Here is an 18339-nt window from a genome sequence, read left to right on the forward strand (position 1 = left end):
GATCTTTCTTAGAAACCATATTTAGCTTCTTCAGCCTCTCGAATTTTGGCATAGGTCTCAGAGAGTACATAGGTATCTTCCACTAAGCGGTCTATACGGAATAGCACATCATCATTTACTATTTCTTTTCGATAAAAATCCTTCTCTTCTATAAATACATACGTTTGAACAATTTGGGCTTTCATATAGGCCAATATCGGTTTCAATTGCTGCTCAGCTACCAGATAGTGACGTGCAGAACCTGCCGTGACGAGCATACTTACAACCTTGTGTTGAAATGCTTTTTCGGGTGCTAAATCGAATATATTCTTTAGTGTTGCTGGGATGGAAGCTTGAAATATAGGCGTTCCGATTACGATAACATCTGCTTCCATGATCGTTTGAATTACGTACTTGGTGTCCCCTTCGTATTCCAGATAATTGCGACCATCGCTGAATTGAACATCATACTCCGCCAGATCTAGAAGCGTAACTTCTTCATCTTTGTATTTTTCATGAAACGAATTTATTGTGTAATTCATAGCGATTCTGGTTTTCGATCCTATCTTTGACCCTGATAATGCTACGATTTTCATAATTCTGACCTCCTGGAGTTTATTTTTTTGCCGTATATTTTTTAATAGCTGGTAGAATTTCAGAACCGATTAAATCTATGTTTTTCATTAAATTTTCAAAAGGTACGCCACCAAAATCCATCTGTGCGATATATCGCTGATGGCCGAAGAGTTCATGTTGATATAGAATTTTTTCAATGATTTCCTGTGGACTGCCAATATTCATAACATCGCGGGGATCGGCTCCTTGAGCAAACGCCTGTTTAGGAAAACCACGTCCATTGGTTAATTTCATTCCTTCGTTTATATATGGATAATAGGCTCTTTGTGCCTTCTGTGTCGTTTCATCCGCGTAAAAGAATCCAGCAGTCGCTACAGGCAGCTTCGACGGATCGAATCCGTTCTGGCTTGCAGCTTCACGATAAGCATCAATGGATCTTTTAAACAAGACTGCGGGACCCCCTAAATGGGCCAAAAACATAGGAACACCTGCAATGCCTGCTTTGATCGCACTGGCAGAAGTTCCCCCTACAGCTCTCCATATCGGTAAGTTTCCCTCAGGACGGGGGAGGATTCTTGCATTTTTGAGAGGGTTACGAAATTCTCCCTTCCAATTCATAACTTCGTTTTCATTTATCTTTAATAACAAGTCGAATTTTTCTTCAAATAATTCCTCATAATCATTAAGATCATAGCCCAATAGTTCATATAACCCCACTCTAGAGGCACGGCCAGCTATTATTTCAGCTCGACCATTTGAGATCAAATCAATTGTAGCGAAATCTTCGTACACCCTAACCGGATCAGAGGTGCTTATAATCGTAGATGAGCTACCTATTTTCATTTTCTTAGTAGCCTGTGCAATAGCTGACAGCACAACGGTATGCGCCTGAGTAGCAAAATACTCTTGATGACTCTCTCCTACACTAAAAAAATCAATTCCTGCTTGCTCCGCTAATTGAGCCAAGTCAATAATTTCACGTATGCGTTGTTTGGCAGAAATTCGGCTCCCAGTTTCAGGGTTCGCTAGATGATCACCTAATGTATAAAGTCCAAACTCTAAGCCGTTGTCTGCATTGATCCGATATTGTTCCATGACTATCCTCTTTTCTTTAAGAAGTAAGAATTCATTTATGATTTGTCGATTAAATATAATTAAGTAAGTCACTATAATAAGTATAGTTAAGTGCTTGCATAATGTCAAACTAATGATCCTGTTAAGAAAAAACTACTCGATTTAAGCCTTGTGCTAAGAATCCCCTATAATAATCTCCACATGGTATATTTAGGATATTGATTTGATTATTAAAGTGATAAGCAAAAAAAGGAGACTTGTATTCATGCACAACCGCCGCTTCATGAACGTATTACTTATTCTTTTCTTATCGGCTTCCAATTCGACTCCGATCTTTGCATCGGCTTCGGTTGTACCGAAGTTATCCGATTCTATCCAACGTTCTGCGATCCAACCCTCCGTCACAATTAATGGCATAAACTTTTCCTTTCAAGATGAGTTGCCTACGTTAATAGAGGGAAAAACGTTCGTTCCAACCCAACTTTTTGAGCATCCCGACATACAAGCCGATATTTCGAAGTTTATAGATAACCCTTATCCGCATGTTTTTATATCACATTTTAACGGAGCACTTTCTATTTATCCGGATAAAAATGATTATATGTTTAGCGATTACGACGAAGATATAGAGGATTCTGATGTTTGGATCAATTGGAAGAGTCCTACACCTTATCTCTCCGGCAGTGATATTATGGTTCCATTGCGCGCTATTGCCGAACGAATCGGGATCTCCGTTGATTGGGATGTAACAACTAGAACAGCGATCATTACCACGGATGATGACTTTCGTGCTGAACTCGAATCTCCTGAGGAGTGGGAAGATTGGCTAGGAATGAAACCTATCGAGATGGATGATCCCTCAGGAGAGGCAATAACAGAGCAGGAGTTAACTGAATTTGCTATTTTGAGCGGACTCCCAGTTCTGGATTCTCGGATTATTGATAAATATACAGCTGTACTCTTACATATCGAAGAGGAAGATGGCGTAGAATCGCTTACGTTGAAATACGTCGATCGTTTAAAAAACGGGAGTTTGGACTGGAGTATGGATTTAGGCATGGGGGATGATGGAGACGACGTCCAAGTGAAGAGGAGCGGACAACTCGTTAGTGTCGGTATGTTCGATCAAGGTCTTAAGAAGCAATTCAGTCATTTCGAGGTAAGTTACAAAGTTCATGATAAGAAAGTAACTCACACCTTTGATATCGCGGGTAAACAAGGCATGTTTTTTGACATTCCTGAGGAAGTGACAAGCGGTGAGATAACTTTCTTTGGGAAAAACGGTTATACATTCGAAACGTATTTCTGGTGAGTTGACAAGCCTAAACAAAAGTAAAAGGTATCCCATTGGGGTACCTTTTACTTTTGTTTGCCGCTGGCCGATCCATTATGCTGTATTGCGAGTCTAACCAGTATCCTCGCACCATGAACTAGCATCGCTTCATCGATATTAAACTGTGGCTGATGGATAGCATGGACAATTCCCTTCTCCTTATTACCGCAACCAATAAAGGCGAAGGCACCGGGAACCTTTTCAAGATACCAACCAAAATCCTCACCAGCCAGACTTGGCTGCTCCAGAAGTATTACCTGATCCTCACCTAGAACTGCACGGGCTGCATGAAGCACCTGCTGCACCGCTTCCGCATTGTTCACTACTGCAATTCCTTCACGCAGCTCCAGCTTGTATTTCCCTCCATAAGACTCAGCTATAGCTGAAGCATGGCGCTGTAAACCATTTGTAATTGCAGCTACCGTCGTCTTGGTAAACGCTCTGAACGTTCCTGTTAGTTCACTGTGTTCAGCGATCACATTAACAGCAGTACCAGCCTGCAACGTTCCGAAGGCCAACACCGCCGCCTCCTGCGGATCGATTCGATTAGCCATCATTCCGTTAATCTCTCCTATATATCGTGCCGCCATCTGGATCGCATCTACAGCTCTGTGCGGAGCACTATGATGACCGGATATCCCCTGAAATTCCACCTTAAAATGGCTGGACGCTGCCATGGCATCATGAGGGTGAATACCAAGCGTTCCGACCGGAAGCTCTGGCATGACATGTAGCGCGTAGGCATGGTCGACACCTTCCAGCACGTTATCCTCAATGAGATCGCGGCCGCCTGAGAGTAATCTTCCATCAAGCGGACTCTTGACCGCGCCTTCCTCAGCTGGTTGAAAGACGAAAATGATCGTGCCCATCAATCGTTCCCGGAAGGCTGCCAAGGTTCGGGCAGCGCCCAACAGCATAGCGGTATGGGCATCATGGCCACAGGCGTGCATGATGCCGTCATTGACTGACTTGTAAGGCAACTCATTGCACTCTTGTATCGACAGGGCATCCATATCTGCCCTAAGAAGAAGAGTGGGCCCACTATTGCCATTGTCTGCTAAGCCTTGCAGGAGGCCGACCACCCCCATTCCGAAATGTTTACCTACATTTCTACGTACTGTGATCCCCCACTCCTCTAACAAATCTGCTACTTTATTAGAAGTGCGAACGACATCATACAGTAGCTCCGGATGGGCATGCAAATCACGACGGTATTCAATCATTTCATCCTGCAGCTGGCCGGCGTAATGCATCATCTCCGCAATATTCGAGTTTTGGTGGATTGCGAATACTGGATCAACCGTCAAATTTGCCCTGCTGGCTGAGAAGCTTTGGAATAGCGGTTCTCCGGCAACGGAATGCCGAGGTTTCCACGCAGCGTGTCACTTTCGTATTCAGTGCGGAACAAACCCCGCTCCTGCAGAATCGGTACCACCCGATCGATGAATTCCTCCAGTCCGTTAGGGACGGCAGCCGCGATCATAAATCCATCTGCCCCACCACTCTCAAACCAAGTTTGAATCTGATCAGCTACTTGCTCCGGTGTGCCAATGAAGCTGCTGCGTGGGGTAGCCGATTGCAAGGCGACCTGTCGAAGCGTCAAGCCTCTCTCCTTCGCATCCTTTTTGATTTTATCCGTGCCGCTCTGAAAGCTATTGCGCCCCAACTCGCCAAGCTCAGGGAACGGCTCATCCAGCGGATATTGCGAGAAATCATGATGCTCGAAGAATCTGCCTAAGTAATTCAGTGCATTCTCAATCGTTACAAGGCCAGCAACCTCCTGGTATTTGCGCTCTGCCTCCTCCGGCGTGTCACCGATGATTGGAGCGATTCCAGGGAAGATCAGCACCTCATCCGGGTTCCGGTCAAACGAAGCTACCCGTGTCTTAACATCGTTATAGAATGCTTGGGCATCTTCTAGTGTTTCGTGTCCAGTGAAGATAGCATCTGCTTCCTTGGAGGCATAATTCTTACCGACTTCCGAGGAGCCTGCCTGAAATACGACTGGCTGCCCCTGTTTCGAACGAGCAATATTCAGCGGTCCCTTCACAGAGAAGAACTCTCCTTGATGGTCCAGGGTATGCATTTTTTGCGGATCAAAGAATACACCTGATTCCTTGTCTCGTACAAACGCATCATCCTCCCAAGAATCCCATAGTCCGCGTGTCACCTGCAAATATTCGGTGGCAATACGGTAGCGCTTGCCATGGTCAGGATGCTCTTTTTTGCTGTAATTTGACGCAGAACCTTCCAGAGGTGAAGTCACCACATTCCAGCCGGCCCGGCCGCCGCTGATTACATCCAGTGAGCCGAATTGACGCGCTACGGTAAATGGTTCACTGTACGAGGTAGACAGGGTACCAACTAAACCGATGTTAGTGCTGACGGCTGCGAGTGCGCTAAGTATGGTCAGCGGCTCAAACCGGTTAAGGAAATGAGGAATGGACTTTTCATTAATGTACAGACCGTCTGCGATGAAGATCAGATCCAACTTGCCTTCTTCCGCCTTCTGTACCCACTCTTTGTATAATTCAAAGTTTACACTGGCATCTGGTTTGGCATCTGGATGGCGCCACATCGACGTGCTGCCTCCTACCCCATGCAGCAGTGCACCCAGCTTCAGTTGTCTTGGTTTGGTCATGTTCATTCCTCCTAAAAGTTTTGTGAGCATACGCTTCCTTGATTTCACTTCATGCAAAACTGACTTCGGAAGCAATCATTGCACAAACGATGCATTAGCTGCGCCCTGTTTGATTCGCTCGATCTGACCAAGATGTCTCTCCACATGTCCAGTGAAGCCGTGCACGATATCGGAAATTTTCACGGTCTCCCCCTTGAAATTAATTCCGCTTTTCTCCCAATCTTCTTCGCTAAGCCGTTCAAACAAAAGGCTGTTATAGTAAAGCAGGCTGCGGAACAGCTCCAGATTGTCGGAAGCATTGCCGCTGTTGGCGTACTGACCGCTGACCCAAGCATCCTGATTGAAGACTGGAAGCTGTGTAGTCGTAGCAGCGAGAATATCACGAATGCGGAACGAAACTACGATGCTGTGATCAGCCAGATGAGTCAGTACCTCAGTCACACTCCAACTGGCGGGTTCTGCCTTCCATTTCAGTTGTTCCTCCGTTAACCCGGCGGTCGACTTTACTAATTGATGATACGTCCTTAGATAATCACTGATTTGAACTCTGCTCATTAAATCCCCTCCAATATAAGACTTGTTCGCGAATGATCCGGTGGTGCGAAACGAGATAACGAAAAAGGCTGGATGTTATGAGTTGTAACTCCGCCGATCGCTAAGTCAGCCAGTATTTCACCCACAACACTAGAAAATTTAAAACCATGCCCCGAAAATCCTCCAGCTATCAGCACGTTGGAATGGAGCGGATGGCAGTCTATAATGAAATCTTCATCAGGCGTATGCTCATATTTACATGCAGAACCTTTTAGCAATCGACCAGCCGCACCGGGCATGTAAGACTCCAGTACCTTGCGGAGGTCACCCTCATCGCTGGCTTCACTGCCGAACGGGGCAAGCTGTGTACCCGGCTTCCATTCCAGCCCTGTATCATGCCGGCCGATCTTCAGGCCAGCTCCATCAATGCTGGGAAATCCGTAATAGCCACCTTCCTCTGCTCCTAACGTAAAGCCAGGGAAATTACCAGCAGCAAAAGCAGGGGAGCTCTCAAACCAGCCCACAACTTTGCGGATTGCTTTAATCGGCAAATGTACAAAAGGTGCCAATTTGCCAAACCAAGCTCCGGCACTAAGAATAACTGCCGCTCCGTGATAATCGCCATTTGTCGTATGAACCGTAACGCTGCCTTCGCGAGCGGTGACATTCACTACTGGAGTGTTCGTCAACAGTTCCGCACCATGTCCAAGGGCAAGCTGACGGTAGGCGGAAATACAGCGTTCGCTGTACAAATATCCGGCATCTGGTTCATACATTGCCTCGAATGATTCTGGTATGTTCAATGCCGGCCAGCGCCGCCGGATCTCTTCGGCATCCAGATGATGGACCAGCACCTTCCGTTTCTTCGCTTCTTCGAGTCGACCGTTGAAGGAATACACTGTGCTATCCGCGAGATTCAAGACACCTGAGCGGACAAGGAGTTCTGTTTCGCTCAACTGTTCCGCTTCTTTCCATAGTGTATCTGCCCGCAAAGCTAAATCAATGTAGGCGGGATCACCGCTGTAAGCATGCCGGATCAGCCGGGATTCCCCGTGATGGCTGCCCTGTGTATGTGGAGGATCGAATGCATCCACTAGTAGCGTCTTCACTCCGCGCCTCGCAAGATTGTAACCAGCGCTCATGCCCATCGAGCCTGCGCCTACGATAATTACATCGTAACTCTTATGTTCAGCTATAATTCTGCACCTCCACCGGAATTGTTGTACTCAAGGGAACGTACAGCCGCATCCGCTAGGAAACGTGCTGCCACAGGGAGTGCCTGTTCATCCAGATTGAAGGCTGGATGATGCCATTCTTGGCTTCCTTCAGTACCTATATAGACGAATAATCCCGGTACCACGCGCTGATAGAAGGCAAAATCCTCTCCGGCCAGTGAAAGCTCTGGTTTGACCGCTCGGTAGCCAAGAGCTTCAGCCGACTCTACCCCTAACGCCGCTAAGGCGGCGTCGTTGATGACCGGAGGCGGCCCTTCGATCCAGCGGACAGTGACTTTAGCTCCAAGAGCAGCTGCCACACCAGTCGCCACTTCCCGAAAGCGGTCAAGTACTTTGCTGCGCACCGTTTCATCAAAGGTACGGATTGTACCCTCAAGCACGGCTTTTTCGGGGATGATATTCCATGAATTTCCGCTATGAATCTGCGTCACACTGACCACCGCACTTTGTAGGGGACTGACATTGCGACTTACAATGGATTGAAATGCAGTCACGATATGCGAAGCAGCTACAATCGGGTCTATCCCAGCTTCTGGAACGGCAGCATGAGAACTGCCACCCTGCACTTCAATCACAAAACCGTCAGCCGCTGCCATTAAAGGGCCCGCCGTAATACCGATCGTTCCGACTGGCAGTTCCGGCTTGTTATGCAGCCCGATTACTGCCCGGACTTCTTCTAGCGCCCCGCTAGCAATGATCCGCTGTGCCCCTTGCGCCTTCTCTTCAGCCGGTTGAAACAACAGGCGTACCGTTCCTAGTAACTGACCCTCTCGCTGCTTCAATTGATAGGCGGCACCGATCAAGGCAGCCGTATGGAAATCATGTCCGCAGGCATGCATTTTGCCGGGATACAACGAAGCATAAGCTGCTCCAGTTTCCTCCTGGATTGGCAAGGCATCGATATCAGCGCGCAGCGCGATGACCGGACCGGGCTGCTTGCCCCCAATTTCTGCGATCACTCCGGTAGACAGACCGTAATCTACGACCCTGACTCCTGCCCGCTCCAGCAGGGAAATAATATATTTTGTTGTCTCATATTCTTCGTTCGACAGTTCCGGGTGCCGATGCAGATGACGGCGTATCCCGATTAATTCTTCTCCAAGCGCTTCCGCACTCAGCTCTTTAGCTTTACTAGTCATATACAGTCACCCTCCTTTAAACGATTTGTTGTGTGATCCTGATCCGCCCGCTTATGCCTCTGCCGGCACTTCAGCGATTGCTTCGCTCAGTAGCTCAAAGGAGCGGAACCGTTTGTCAAAAGGCTGCACATTCGTAGTTATGATGAACTCCTCAACACCGGATGCCTCTGAAAGTGCCAACAGCTGTTCACGTACAGAGTTCTTTGTTCCTTTGGTAATCTCTGGTTCCAACTCTTCAATCGTGTATGCTTCATTGCTCTGGCGGGCAAACTCCTCCGCCTGTTCCCGGGTTCCAACGGTTAGCTTCTTCCCGCTTGCCAGCTGAATCCGAATCAACTTATGTGCGCCCGCCAGTTCTTTCGCTTCCTCTTCGGTATCAGCCACCACTAGTGCTAAAGCGATAATTGCTTGCGGTTGTCTGCCCTGTGAAGAAACAAAACCGCTTCGGTAAGCACGAATAGCATCTAGCGCTACTGTCTTATCGCTATTAATAAATAGGGAGAACACATAAGGTAATCCAAGTTCAGCAGCAATCTCTGCACTGCCTACACTCGCGCCAAGCACATACAGCTCAGGCGGAATACCAGGAAGGGGACCTGCCTTCAACCCAGCCAGCGGGTGGTTTTCTTCGAGCCGGTTATGCACATATTTCTCCAGCTCGATGATTTTGTCCGTTAAGCTAGGGGATTCGGTTCTTTCCTGCTGAAGCGCTTGTGTGCTGCGCGGGAGTCCACCGGGAGCGCGTCCCACTCCGAGATCCACTCGGCCAGGAGCCAGTGTAGACAGCACATTGAAGTTCTCCGCCACCTTGTACGGACTGTAATGCTGGAGCATGATGCCACCGGAGCCAATGCGGATGCGCTCTGTTTTGGCCAGCAGATGTGAGATGAGTACTTCTGGAGAAGAACCGGCTACCTGCTCAGAGTCATGATGCTCGGAAACCCAGAATCGATGAAATCTAAGCTCCTCAGACAGTTGAGCCAGCTTAATGGTATGCTGGAATGCTTCCTCTGGCGTTTCTCCCGGATAGATCGGACTTTGATCGAGTACGCTGATAGTAATAGCCATTGTTTTTCCTCCTATATGGAATAGTTAAATTCAGGTGTGATTCGCTTCAGGAACTGCTTCGTTCTTTCTTCGCGCGGATGATTAAACAGCTCTGTCGGCGTTCCTTCTTCAACAATGACGCCTCCGTCCATAAAAACCACATGATTCGCCACATCACGAGCAAACCCCATTTCATGGGTGACTACAATCATTGTGATGCCTTCCTTGGCAATTTTTCGGATAACTGCCAGCACCTCACCCACTAGCTCAGGGTCCAGCGCCGATGTTGGTTCGTCGAACAATATAACCTCTGGTTCAAGCGCCAAGGCGCGGGCAATCCCTACTCGCTGCTGCTGACCCCCGGACAGCTGACTCGGGTAGGCGTCCAGCTTGCTGGCAAGACCAACCTTTTCAAGCAGTGCAATACTCCGCTTTCTCGCTTCGTCCTTCGGAAGCTTTTTGACAATTAACAGCCCTTCCATCACGTTCTCCAGCGCGGTTTTATGACGGAACAAATTGTACTGCTGAAATACCATTGCCGTTTTTTGCCTTAGCTGATGAATCTCCTTTTTGCGGGCATGTTTGCAGTTCACTTTGAAATCGCCAATGGCGATCTCTCCGCTGCTTGGCCTCTCCAGATAATTCACACAGCGTAAGAGAGTCGTTTTGCCGGAGCCACTGGGGCCGAGAATGACGACAACCTCTCCCTTCGTCACCGTTAAATCTATATTGTTTAATACCTGATTCCGACCGAATGACTTCGAAATTTGCACAAGTTTGATCATGCTACTCCACCTCGATTGTACAGATTAATCCTTTTCTCAATGACCGACGTCACGCGTTCGATCAGAAATGTTAGTGCCCAGAAGATCAGCGCAGCTGCCAGATAAGCCTCAAAAAACTTCCAGTTCGTTGAAGCCACTATCTGTGCCTTAGCATTGATATCCACCACCGAAACAGTAAAAGCAAGGGTAGATCCGTGCAGCATACCGATTACTGAATTCGAAAGATTAGGCAGACTTGCCGCCAGCGCTTGAGGAAAAACAATCCGCTTTAGTGCTTGGGGCGTAGTCATACCGATAGAGTGGGCTGCTTCTAGCTGACCGCGATCCACAGCGAGCAGACCGGAACGGACGACCTCGGACATATAAGCTCCAGCAGTAATCGAGAACGAAATATAAGCAAAACCGATCATCGGAATCGAAACCGACCTAAAGCTCCAGCCGAAATGCGCCGCCAGACCATCAATCAGCACAGGAAGCCCAAAATATATAAGAAGCAGATGCGTCAGCATCGGTGTCCCGCGGATGAACGTAACATAACCGACGGCCAGCGGATGCAGCAGTGGAATTCTGTATAGCCGGATCAAGGCTACAGCCACTCCAATCACAAAACCAATCAATACAGAGACAACGGTAATATATAAGGTCGTAGGAATTGCACTTAGAATTTGTACCAGAGCAGTCCATATAAACGAGGGGTCCAGTTTCATAATCCGGTGCCTCCTTTGCCCGGTCCCAATTCTGCAATAATGCGTCGGTAGGACCAGCTTTTGTTGATTTTAAACAATTTTTTCTCAGGCGTATTTCGCTTTTCATGCCGTAGCAGATGGTGTTCTGCTACAAGCAGCAGCTTCTCAATCGTAAAGCTGATGACCAGATAAATAAGCGCAAGCGCGATATAGGTTTCAATAAAATGCTGTGTTAAGCTGCCAAGCGTCTGAGCTTTACCTGACATTTCCATCACCCCGAGGGTAAAAGCTAATGACGTATCTTTCAGTAGTGCAATTACTAGATTGGAGAATACAGGAACTGCTATACCTAGCGCTTGGGGCAGCACGATTCGTGTAAAAGCTTGAAACCCCGTCATCCCTGCAGCGTATGCTGCCTCCACCTGCCCCTTATCCACCGCCATCACAGAAGCCCTAATCATTTCGGACATGTATGCTCCCGTATGCAGACCGTAGGTTAGAATCACAAAGACAAGTACAGGAGTTCGGGTCATATCCACATGGACCAGCTTCATGATTTCAGGCAGACCATAATAAAACAAGAAGAGCTGGATAAGAATCGGAGTTCCCCGAAAAAAAGAAATATAGATTTCGGAGAGGGTCTTTAACACAGGCACTTTATAAAGTCTTGGCAGAGCTACGAGAAAGCCGACAATAATTCCTGTCAGTAGAGAACAGGCGACAATCAGAAGCGTGGTGCTTAAAGTCCCTAGTAACTTAGGCAAAAACGAAAATACAAAACTGATATCAAACTGTGCGCCCATATATTCCCTCCCTTCCCGTGCTCACCGGCTCAATCATTTAACCGAATCCGCTGTAACATCCGCACCCAGCCATTCCGTGCTCAGCTTACCCAGTGTTCCGTCCGTCTTCAGCTCTTTAATCGCACTGTCAATCGCATCTGACAGCTTTTGTGAATCGGCATCATCCTTACGGAAAACATAGAGAATGTCCGCGGAGGACAGCTCGTCGCCCGTAGCTTTTAGCTGACTCTGCGGATCAATGATCGGCAGGACAAAATCTGCAGCCAGCGTAGCGTCCACACGCCCAGTACTAATCTGTGCGACGGTATCATTCGCTGCACCGTTCTGATACACGATATTAATCGCATTGTCATGCTCTTTATTGTAGTTTTCCAGAATTTGCGCTTGTGCGCTTGTCGCACCGACTAATACCTTTTTTCCTTTAAGATCATCCAGTGATTGGATCGAATCATTATCCTTCGCCACTACGATGCGGTTTCTCCAGTGGGCATAGGCTTCTTTGTTAAAAGAATATTTCAACTCCCGCTCTGGATTTTTCTCCATGACATGGGCAACCAGGTCGATTTTTTTAGTTTCCAGACTCAGCAGTAAATTGCTGAAATCCATGGTTTGAAACTCGAATTCATATTCAGGCAGCTGCTTATCGATTTCTTTGAGCAGTTCCACATCGAAGCCTGTAAGCTTGCCGTTCTCATCTATGAAGCAGACCTTCGGAAAAGCAGTACCCGTGCCTACGATGATCTTAGTTACCTTTGTCGAACTATTTGCCGTTGCCGAAGCTTCGGCTGCATTTCCATTCTGACTACTGTTCGTGCTGTTATTTCCGCAACCTGCTATCGCCAGTGTCAATAACGATGCAATTACTAATGAAATGGACTTTTTCATTGTTCTATCCCCTTTGAATGATTTGTGGTTTATCTATAAGTGTTTTTTTCATCAGAAACATAATGCCGTCACCATTCTGCTGATCCAGTTCCAGAAACCGTTCATACCCCCGGCGTTCATACATTTGAACTAACCATGGGTGCTTCTTCGCCGTTGCCAGCGTGACCGCAGCCGAACCCAATTGTCCAGCAATAATGTGCTCTTCCACCCAACCTAGAAGCTTTCCACCATAACCTCTGTTACTGTAATCCGGATGAGCAGCAAACCATTTAATAAAAGGCAGTGGGCTAATCTTCTTAATCTCTTCTTCTTTTGAAAGTGTTATCGTCGCAACTATCGTTCCATCAACTTCAAGCACATAACACTCATTCGTAGCAATATTGTCTTCAATAAGTGCCAAGTCAGCTGTAGCCGCCGGCCAATGCAGCCCGAGCTCACGAATCAGCTCATACGCACGATATGTAACCTCAAGCAAAATCTCCGCATCTTTCAGTTCTGCTAGTCTGTATGTCTCACTCATCGCAAGCCCTCCATCCTTCCGAAATTAAATTTATAATTCCTATCGAAATAGTCGTCATTATATGCAATTAACTTTATCACTGCATGTGTCCATGCGCTAATAGAGTTTTTTAATACATCTATACAATTAGTCGATCTCCCGTTTTACCAATCCCGAGTTCAAGTAGAGTTTCTATGAATTCAGCGTTCTCCCCATTTAGTGAAATCAGGCTGGTACGTAAGGAGATGCCTTCCGTCTCCGCAATATCCACCCGTACTAACGTCCCAGCTGCTACTTCCTCTTGCACACTAAGTGCCGGAAGGAAACAGATACCTGCTTTTTTCAACACCAGCTTCTTGGCTGTCTCCAGGTTATCCACCTGATATTCAATTTTCGGCGGCTGTTCCATGCTCTCAAATACACGATGCAGTCGCATCCAATCCAAAGACCCGCATTCAAAAAAGACTAACGTCTCCTGGCGAATATCCTCCAGCGATGTACGTTGTGCCTTAGCTAAGCGATGCCCCTTCTCTACATACAGCGAAATGGGGTCTTCGCAGAAAGGAAAGGCTTGAATGGCTGGATTTACGACCTTACGGATAAAAGCCAGATCTAGCTCTTTCGATTTCAGCTTATCAATCAATACCTCCGTAGAAGCTGTCGTCAGCTTGATCGTGATATGCGGATACCTGCGCTTCAAATGAAGCATCAGTTGCGGCATTAAATAATTGGATACCGAGACAGTACTGCCGATCCTCAGTTCATTTGGAATAAGCCCCTTGGCCTGAACCTGATATTTACCGTTCTGATAGATCTGGAGAATCTGCTGGGCATAGGGAAGAAATTGCTTACCTTTATCCGTTAGGCTAATCTGCTTACCTAACCGATCAAACACTCTGCAATCCAATTCCCTTTCGAGCGATTGAATCCGTGCCGTAACTGTCGGCTGAGAGATATATAGGACTTCAGCCGCTTTATTGAAGCTTCCATAATGATTAATGTAGACAAAAGCCTCAATATTTTCAATGTTCATCCCTACTCCCCCTAAACTAATATTAATTTTACTATTCCGATGAAAAAACAATGAAATAAAACGATGCTTTCCTATAGATTTTGTTTATATCTTATGCACCCCCCTATTTTTTGTCAACTTAAATTCCGTGTAAAATAATCGGATTTCCACAAAACTTCATTCATAAATGATTAATAATTTAAAATTTGAAACTACAGAAGTTATAGTAAATCCCTTTATAATCGACTGTTATGTTTATTTCATATAGAGCTTTTCTATTCATTTATCAAAATAATAAAATACCCCTTATATAACTCGGAATTATCGTTTATAATGACTTCATTCGTATGAACTATACATTAACTGAAAGGGGATCGCGAGATTATGTCACAAAAGATTATTATCCGTGAAGCTGAGAATAATGACCGTGATGCCATCGCTGAAGTGATACTGGACGCTTACCACCAATATTCGGAAATCATGCCCGAGCCGTTGTGGCTAGCGTACCGGAAATCACTTCTTGAATCTGTCCATGGCGATGCCCCGATCGTGCGGATCATCGCTGAAATCGACAAGAAAATCATTGGTAGCGCACTCTTGTTTAGCTCCTCGGAAACGGCTTACGGTAAACCAGAACTAGGCATTCACTCCCCTATCCTACGCTTGCTTGCCGTATCCCCATCCGCTCGCGGCCTCGGTGTTGCAACCCATCTAATTCACGAAGCTGCTAGGAGATCTCATGAGTTAGGAGCCACCACTTTAAATCTGCATACTTCAGAAATGATGGCTTCAGCAATCAAGCTCTACTATCGCTTAGGCTTCAAACGGGCGTATGAGACCGATCTTATGAACGGGGAAACCCTGGTACAGGGTTTCCAACTAGACCTACAGAATTCCGTCCGTACTTCAGCAGGATAATTATAAAATTCAAGTACAGACTAACTCGATGAATATAACGCATTCTTAAGCATTGTCTTGAAATAATAAAAAAGAAACCTCGGGAAGCTTCCAATGATCTTATGTGATCATTGCGGCGAACTTCCGAGGCTCATTTAATTTCCTTTTTTATAGGTAATTTCTTTAAAACTCACAGTGATATCGCCTTCAGTATCTGCATCATCCAGGCGATGATCTAAAATTACAGTTGCTTTGGCGGGGATGGACGAAAAGCTAGCTCCCTTCTGCTTCTTCTTTACATCATAGAGATAATAAGAAACATTCTTAACCTTCAGCCCTATAGTATCCTTGTACAAAAGTTCTACTGAATAGGATTTTATCACAGCTACATTAGCGTCCATCCATCCTACAACTTCAACCGCTGCATCTTCTTGGTCGCTTTCAGTCTTAATGGAGCCGATGGGAAGCCCATCCTGATTATAAAAATCAATTTTTTGGGGAGCGATTTTCAAATAATCGATATCGATGTCATGGATTCGGTTTTGGTTGATCTCTGCTGTATCCATCCAGGCAATCGTGCCCGCCGGGTTCCACTTTATTTTCTCAGAAGGTACATATTGCTCTTGTGGTAACGGCACAGTACGTAGCGAAGCTCCTTTATTATCATAAAAGGTTAATTGGCCGCTCTCATCATCATGTACAAATCTCTTAAAGGTTGGTGAAAGAAACAGAGATGGTGCACCGGTCGTCGAGTGAGGGATTACCGGATATTTTAGAAGATACACATCGTCCTTTCCTTTCCTCAGATCAAACAACCATACATTGCCGAGGTAACTTTGCATAAATAATATTTGTTCATCCGCATTCCACTGGAATTTATAGATGTAGTCAGAATCATCAGAAAGCGGCCAAAAGTCTTCCCGAAGTCGTTCAATATCTCCTGTAACAACATTATAAGAGGACAAATGATATTTCCCAGCTTCTTTCGTCAGATCCGATTCCAGAAATAATAGATGATCCTCATCCAACTTGATTAGCATATTATAGTTGTTCATAAATGCATTGTTCCAACGGTTATCGGTATCGATCAGCTCATCGCTCCATTTCACCATCACCTCATCCGTAGCAGGATCATGGGCTAGTAAAGCGTTAACTGCATTATGGTCGCCATAGAAAAAATGAATGGTATGATATAAGATTCCTTGTAATTCAACCACTGCCCCACCGTTTAATAGATAGTTATTTTCGGTTATGCCAATTGGTTTAGCCACCAGTTCTCCATTTGAGCTCCGTACTGCATTAAACTCCAGCCCCTTAAAGTTTGCTTCCAAGAATATAAGCTTTTTTAACTCGATAGTTGATTCCTTAGTAAGTGTGTAGCCTGTGCTTGTTTCGTTCACATTCATTAACATGCCTTGCTCGCTTGTTTCGTTAATCCATAGATGAAAGGCATATTTATTATTATTTGAAATTAGAACAATATCATAGTTAGGCGTTGCGGTATTTAAATTTCCTGGTATTTGTACAGCGGTACGGATGGCTCGGACGAAAGTTTCTATGCTTTCATGATCTATGTATTCAGCCTTTATGTTAGCATTCACTGAACCATGTGCTAGAGATTTCGCTACTGTGATTCGCTTGATTTCCTCGTCAATTTTTAGATTATCGGCTTCTACTTGTTGCTCATTGGGTTGAAATAAATCAAGTAAAACTACTTTTTTTGTTTCCGGCAGCTTGTAATGTCCATTTTGTCCTGATTTGGTGAAAAGACCATTATTCTCGCCATTAATCCAGAATGAGAACTTTTCGTTTTCTTTATTCTTCAATTCAACAGTAGCTTCATAATCAGGTGCTGCAATATCAAGCTTGGCGCTGTCATACTCAGCAGTATGTATGGCTTCATTGAATTGTTCTATTAAATTATTGTCCGTTATGGTCATGGATTCACCGCTATCGTTCTGGATTGTTATGGAATTAACAGAGCTCAGATCGATCAGGGTTTGATTCACTTTATCCTTATTCCCTGTATTGATACATCCAACAATGATTACTGAAATGACTGCTAAAAGGGCTAGTAGATTTATCTTTTTCATATAGGCTCCCCCTTCATGTTCTCTCTTCTTTAACGCCAAATAGAGGATAAAGTTGCAATAAATGAGATTAGCAATTGGATCAGATTCTTATCCTGAATTAAGTAACATTGTTTGTAGCAATAAAAAAAGCCACCGTACAGGCCTGTTCTCCTGTAAGGCAGCTTCTCTTTTATCCCAAAGGTTGGATGAACTATTTAATCATTATCACTACCATGTTCAGACCCGAAAAGCCTTTAAAAAATTCACAGCCTGGCGGATATCTTCCTCTGGATTAGTGCCAACTTCCCGTTCTATGGTCAGGAAACCTGTATAACCGATGTCGTTCAGCGCTTGCAGATAATTGTTCCAGTCGACAGAACCTGCTCCAAGTGGAACTTCACGGAACGCCGAGCCGGTCTCGGCCATTTCAGCCATCTTCTCATGGTCTAATGCGGGTGCTTCATAACCATATTGACCGTAAACATCGCGCGGATCGATATCGGCAAGTTTGAGACCATCTTTAGCATGGGTGTGTACAATGTAGTCTTTTAGTGTATGAACACCTTGCACGGGATCATCACCAGTCACCATCACCATGTTGGCCGGGTCAAAATTAACAGAAACCCCTTTGGAACCCAAACCGTCGAGGAACGTCTTCAGACGCGCAGCGGGTTCTGGCCCAGTCTCAATCGCAAAGTAAGAATTCATCTCATGCGCGTATCTGCTTAGTTCCTCACAGGCGATGTGCATGGTTTCATAAATTTTACTGGTGTGGTCAGAGGGAACAATACCGATATGTGTAGTTACGATATCTGTACCTAGCTCCTTGGCCAGCTCCATAATGCGTTTGGACTTTTCGATTTTGGCACGGTTCTGTGCAGGGTCCTGAAATCCATGTCCGCCTAAATCTCCAACGAGGGCAGAGATTTCGAGACCCAGTGAAGCGATGTATTCCTTCCATTCACGGCGGGCTGAAGGAGAAAGGTTAGCGGGATCAAATTCACCTTGCACCGCATAAATCTGAACTCCATCAGCCCCTGCTTCTTTTGCCTTGCGCAACCCCTCTTTTACTCCGACCTGAAAACTGTCTACGATAACGCCGATTTTGTTAGTGATAATTGGTTTAACCATGGTAATAATCC

18 protein-coding genes are annotated in these 18339 nt (G+C 45.8%); 2 read left to right on the forward strand and 16 right to left on the reverse strand.

Annotation, left to right across the window (positions count from 1 at the left end):
- Nucleotides 1–8 precede the first annotated feature (8 nt).
- The gene (locus MKX35_RS19305) at nucleotides 9–575 is read right to left on the reverse strand and encodes an NADPH-dependent FMN reductase (protein ID WP_076299757.1); all 567 of its coding nucleotides are present in this window, start codon (nucleotides 573–575) and stop codon (nucleotides 9–11) included.
- 19 nt (nucleotides 576–594) lie between these two features.
- Complete coding sequence (locus tag MKX35_RS19310; protein ID WP_076299756.1) at nucleotides 595–1650, reverse strand: LLM class flavin-dependent oxidoreductase; 1056 nt, start codon at nucleotides 1648–1650, stop codon at nucleotides 595–597.
- Between the two features lie 244 nt (nucleotides 1651–1894).
- Here MKX35_RS19310 and MKX35_RS19315 point away from each other — a divergent pair, with 244 nt between their 5' ends.
- The gene (locus tag MKX35_RS19315; protein WP_076299755.1) at nucleotides 1895–2941 is read left to right on the forward strand and encodes a stalk domain-containing protein; all 1047 of its coding nucleotides are present in this window, start codon (nucleotides 1895–1897) and stop codon (nucleotides 2939–2941) included.
- Between the two features lie 47 nt (nucleotides 2942–2988).
- Here the strand turns inward: MKX35_RS19315 and MKX35_RS19320 are convergent, their stop codons facing one another.
- From MKX35_RS19320 to MKX35_RS19375, 12 genes are all read right to left on the reverse strand, one after another.
- Nucleotides 2989–4269, reverse strand: a complete 1281-nt coding sequence (locus MKX35_RS19320) for a M20 metallopeptidase family protein (protein WP_256716324.1) — start codon at nucleotides 4267–4269, stop codon at nucleotides 2989–2991.
- A complete protein-coding gene (locus tag MKX35_RS19325; protein ID WP_076299754.1) occupies nucleotides 4266–5603 on the reverse strand; it encodes an LLM class flavin-dependent oxidoreductase in 1338 nt (445 codons plus the stop codon). The genes MKX35_RS19320 and MKX35_RS19325 overlap by 4 nt, the downstream gene beginning before the upstream one ends.
- 75 nt (nucleotides 5604–5678) lie before the next feature.
- Nucleotides 5679–6158, reverse strand: a complete 480-nt coding sequence (locus MKX35_RS19330) for a DinB family protein (protein WP_076299753.1) — start codon at nucleotides 6156–6158, stop codon at nucleotides 5679–5681.
- Nucleotides 6158–7333 (reverse strand): N-methyl-L-tryptophan oxidase, encoded by a 1176-nt coding sequence (gene solA, locus MKX35_RS19335; RefSeq protein WP_076299752.1) that lies wholly within the window; start codon nucleotides 7331–7333, stop codon nucleotides 6158–6160. Before solA ends, MKX35_RS19330 begins: the two co-directional genes overlap by 1 nt.
- Complete coding sequence (locus tag MKX35_RS19340) at nucleotides 7330–8511, reverse strand: amidohydrolase (protein WP_076299751.1); 1182 nt, start codon at nucleotides 8509–8511, stop codon at nucleotides 7330–7332. The genes solA and MKX35_RS19340 overlap by 4 nt, the downstream gene beginning before the upstream one ends.
- A 51-nt stretch (nucleotides 8512–8562) precedes the next feature.
- The gene (locus tag MKX35_RS19345) at nucleotides 8563–9579 is read right to left on the reverse strand and encodes an LLM class flavin-dependent oxidoreductase (protein ID WP_076299750.1); all 1017 of its coding nucleotides are present in this window, start codon (nucleotides 9577–9579) and stop codon (nucleotides 8563–8565) included.
- Between the two features lie 11 nt (nucleotides 9580–9590).
- Nucleotides 9591–10343 carry an amino acid ABC transporter ATP-binding protein gene (locus tag MKX35_RS19350; RefSeq protein WP_076299749.1) on the reverse strand — a complete coding sequence of 251 codons (753 nt, stop codon included), beginning with the start codon at nucleotides 10341–10343 and terminating at the stop codon, nucleotides 9591–9593.
- Nucleotides 10340–11050, reverse strand: coding sequence for an amino acid ABC transporter permease (locus MKX35_RS19355; protein ID WP_076299748.1), 711 nt, complete (start codon nucleotides 11048–11050; stop codon nucleotides 10340–10342). The genes MKX35_RS19350 and MKX35_RS19355 overlap by 4 nt, the downstream gene beginning before the upstream one ends.
- Nucleotides 11047–11832, reverse strand: coding sequence for an amino acid ABC transporter permease (locus MKX35_RS19360; protein ID WP_076299747.1), 786 nt, complete (start codon nucleotides 11830–11832; stop codon nucleotides 11047–11049). Before MKX35_RS19360 ends, MKX35_RS19355 begins: the two co-directional genes overlap by 4 nt.
- Before the next feature lie 33 nt (nucleotides 11833–11865).
- Nucleotides 11866–12717 carry a transporter substrate-binding domain-containing protein gene (locus tag MKX35_RS19365; RefSeq protein ID WP_042188293.1) on the reverse strand — a complete coding sequence of 284 codons (852 nt, stop codon included), beginning with the start codon at nucleotides 12715–12717 and terminating at the stop codon, nucleotides 11866–11868.
- 4 nt (nucleotides 12718–12721) lie between these two features.
- On the reverse strand, nucleotides 12722–13237 hold the full coding sequence (locus MKX35_RS19370) for a GNAT family N-acetyltransferase (RefSeq protein WP_076299746.1): 516 nt from the start codon (nucleotides 13235–13237) through the stop codon (nucleotides 12722–12724).
- A 118-nt stretch (nucleotides 13238–13355) separates the two neighbouring features.
- A complete protein-coding gene (locus tag MKX35_RS19375; protein ID WP_076299745.1) occupies nucleotides 13356–14249 on the reverse strand; it encodes a LysR family transcriptional regulator in 894 nt (297 codons plus the stop codon).
- Between the two features lie 363 nt (nucleotides 14250–14612).
- Here MKX35_RS19375 and MKX35_RS19380 point away from each other — a divergent pair, with 363 nt between their 5' ends.
- The gene (locus MKX35_RS19380) at nucleotides 14613–15146 is read left to right on the forward strand and encodes a GNAT family N-acetyltransferase (RefSeq protein ID WP_076299744.1); all 534 of its coding nucleotides are present in this window, start codon (nucleotides 14613–14615) and stop codon (nucleotides 15144–15146) included.
- A gap of 134 nt (nucleotides 15147–15280) precedes the next feature.
- On the opposite strand, the gene MKX35_RS19385 is transcribed toward MKX35_RS19380, so the two are convergent.
- The gene (locus tag MKX35_RS19385; protein ID WP_076299743.1) at nucleotides 15281–17218 is read right to left on the reverse strand and encodes a hypothetical protein; all 1938 of its coding nucleotides are present in this window, start codon (nucleotides 17216–17218) and stop codon (nucleotides 15281–15283) included.
- Between the two features lie 216 nt (nucleotides 17219–17434).
- Complete coding sequence (locus MKX35_RS19390) at nucleotides 17435–18328, reverse strand: sugar phosphate isomerase/epimerase family protein (protein ID WP_076299742.1); 894 nt, start codon at nucleotides 18326–18328, stop codon at nucleotides 17435–17437.
- Nucleotides 18329–18339: the final 11 nt, after the last annotated feature.

This window comes from Paenibacillus sp. FSL R5-0923 (assembly GCF_038009145.1).
In the GTDB taxonomy this organism is placed as follows: domain Bacteria; phylum Bacillota; class Bacilli; order Paenibacillales; family Paenibacillaceae; genus Paenibacillus_AQ.

Excerpts from the sequence above, each read along its gene's own strand:
- MKX35_RS19305 (WP_076299757.1), bottom strand. The coding sequence starts at position 575 with ATGAAAATCGTAGCATTATCAGGGTCAAAGATAGGATCGAAAACCAGA.
- MKX35_RS19310 (WP_076299756.1), bottom strand. The coding sequence starts at position 1,650 with ATGGAACAATATCGGATCAATGCAGACAACGGCTTAGAGTTTGGACTT.
- MKX35_RS19315 (WP_076299755.1), top strand. The coding sequence starts at position 1,895 with ATGCACAACCGCCGCTTCATGAACGTATTACTTATTCTTTTCTTATCG.
- MKX35_RS19325 (WP_076299754.1), bottom strand. The coding sequence starts at position 5,603 with ATGACCAAACCAAGACAACTGAAGCTGGGTGCACTGCTGCATGGGGTA.
- MKX35_RS19330 (WP_076299753.1), bottom strand. The coding sequence starts at position 6,158 with ATGAGCAGAGTTCAAATCAGTGATTATCTAAGGACGTATCATCAATTA.
- MKX35_RS19340 (WP_076299751.1), bottom strand. The coding sequence starts at position 8,511 with ATGACTAGTAAAGCTAAAGAGCTGAGTGCGGAAGCGCTTGGAGAAGAA.
- MKX35_RS19345 (WP_076299750.1), bottom strand. The coding sequence starts at position 9,579 with ATGGCTATTACTATCAGCGTACTCGATCAAAGTCCGATCTATCCGGGA.
- MKX35_RS19350 (WP_076299749.1), bottom strand. The coding sequence starts at position 10,343 with ATGATCAAACTTGTGCAAATTTCGAAGTCATTCGGTCGGAATCAGGTA.
- MKX35_RS19355 (WP_076299748.1), bottom strand. The coding sequence starts at position 11,050 with ATGAAACTGGACCCCTCGTTTATATGGACTGCTCTGGTACAAATTCTA.
- MKX35_RS19360 (WP_076299747.1), bottom strand. The coding sequence starts at position 11,832 with ATGGGCGCACAGTTTGATATCAGTTTTGTATTTTCGTTTTTGCCTAAG.
- MKX35_RS19365 (WP_042188293.1), bottom strand. The coding sequence starts at position 12,717 with ATGAAAAAGTCCATTTCATTAGTAATTGCATCGTTATTGACACTGGCG.
- MKX35_RS19370 (WP_076299746.1), bottom strand. The coding sequence starts at position 13,237 with ATGAGTGAGACATACAGACTAGCAGAACTGAAAGATGCGGAGATTTTG.
- MKX35_RS19375 (WP_076299745.1), bottom strand. The coding sequence starts at position 14,249 with ATGAACATTGAAAATATTGAGGCTTTTGTCTACATTAATCATTATGGA.
- MKX35_RS19380 (WP_076299744.1), top strand. The coding sequence starts at position 14,613 with ATGTCACAAAAGATTATTATCCGTGAAGCTGAGAATAATGACCGTGAT.
- MKX35_RS19385 (WP_076299743.1), bottom strand. The coding sequence starts at position 17,218 with ATGAAAAAGATAAATCTACTAGCCCTTTTAGCAGTCATTTCAGTAATC.
- MKX35_RS19390 (WP_076299742.1), bottom strand. The coding sequence starts at position 18,328 with ATGGTTAAACCAATTATCACTAACAAAATCGGCGTTATCGTAGACAGT.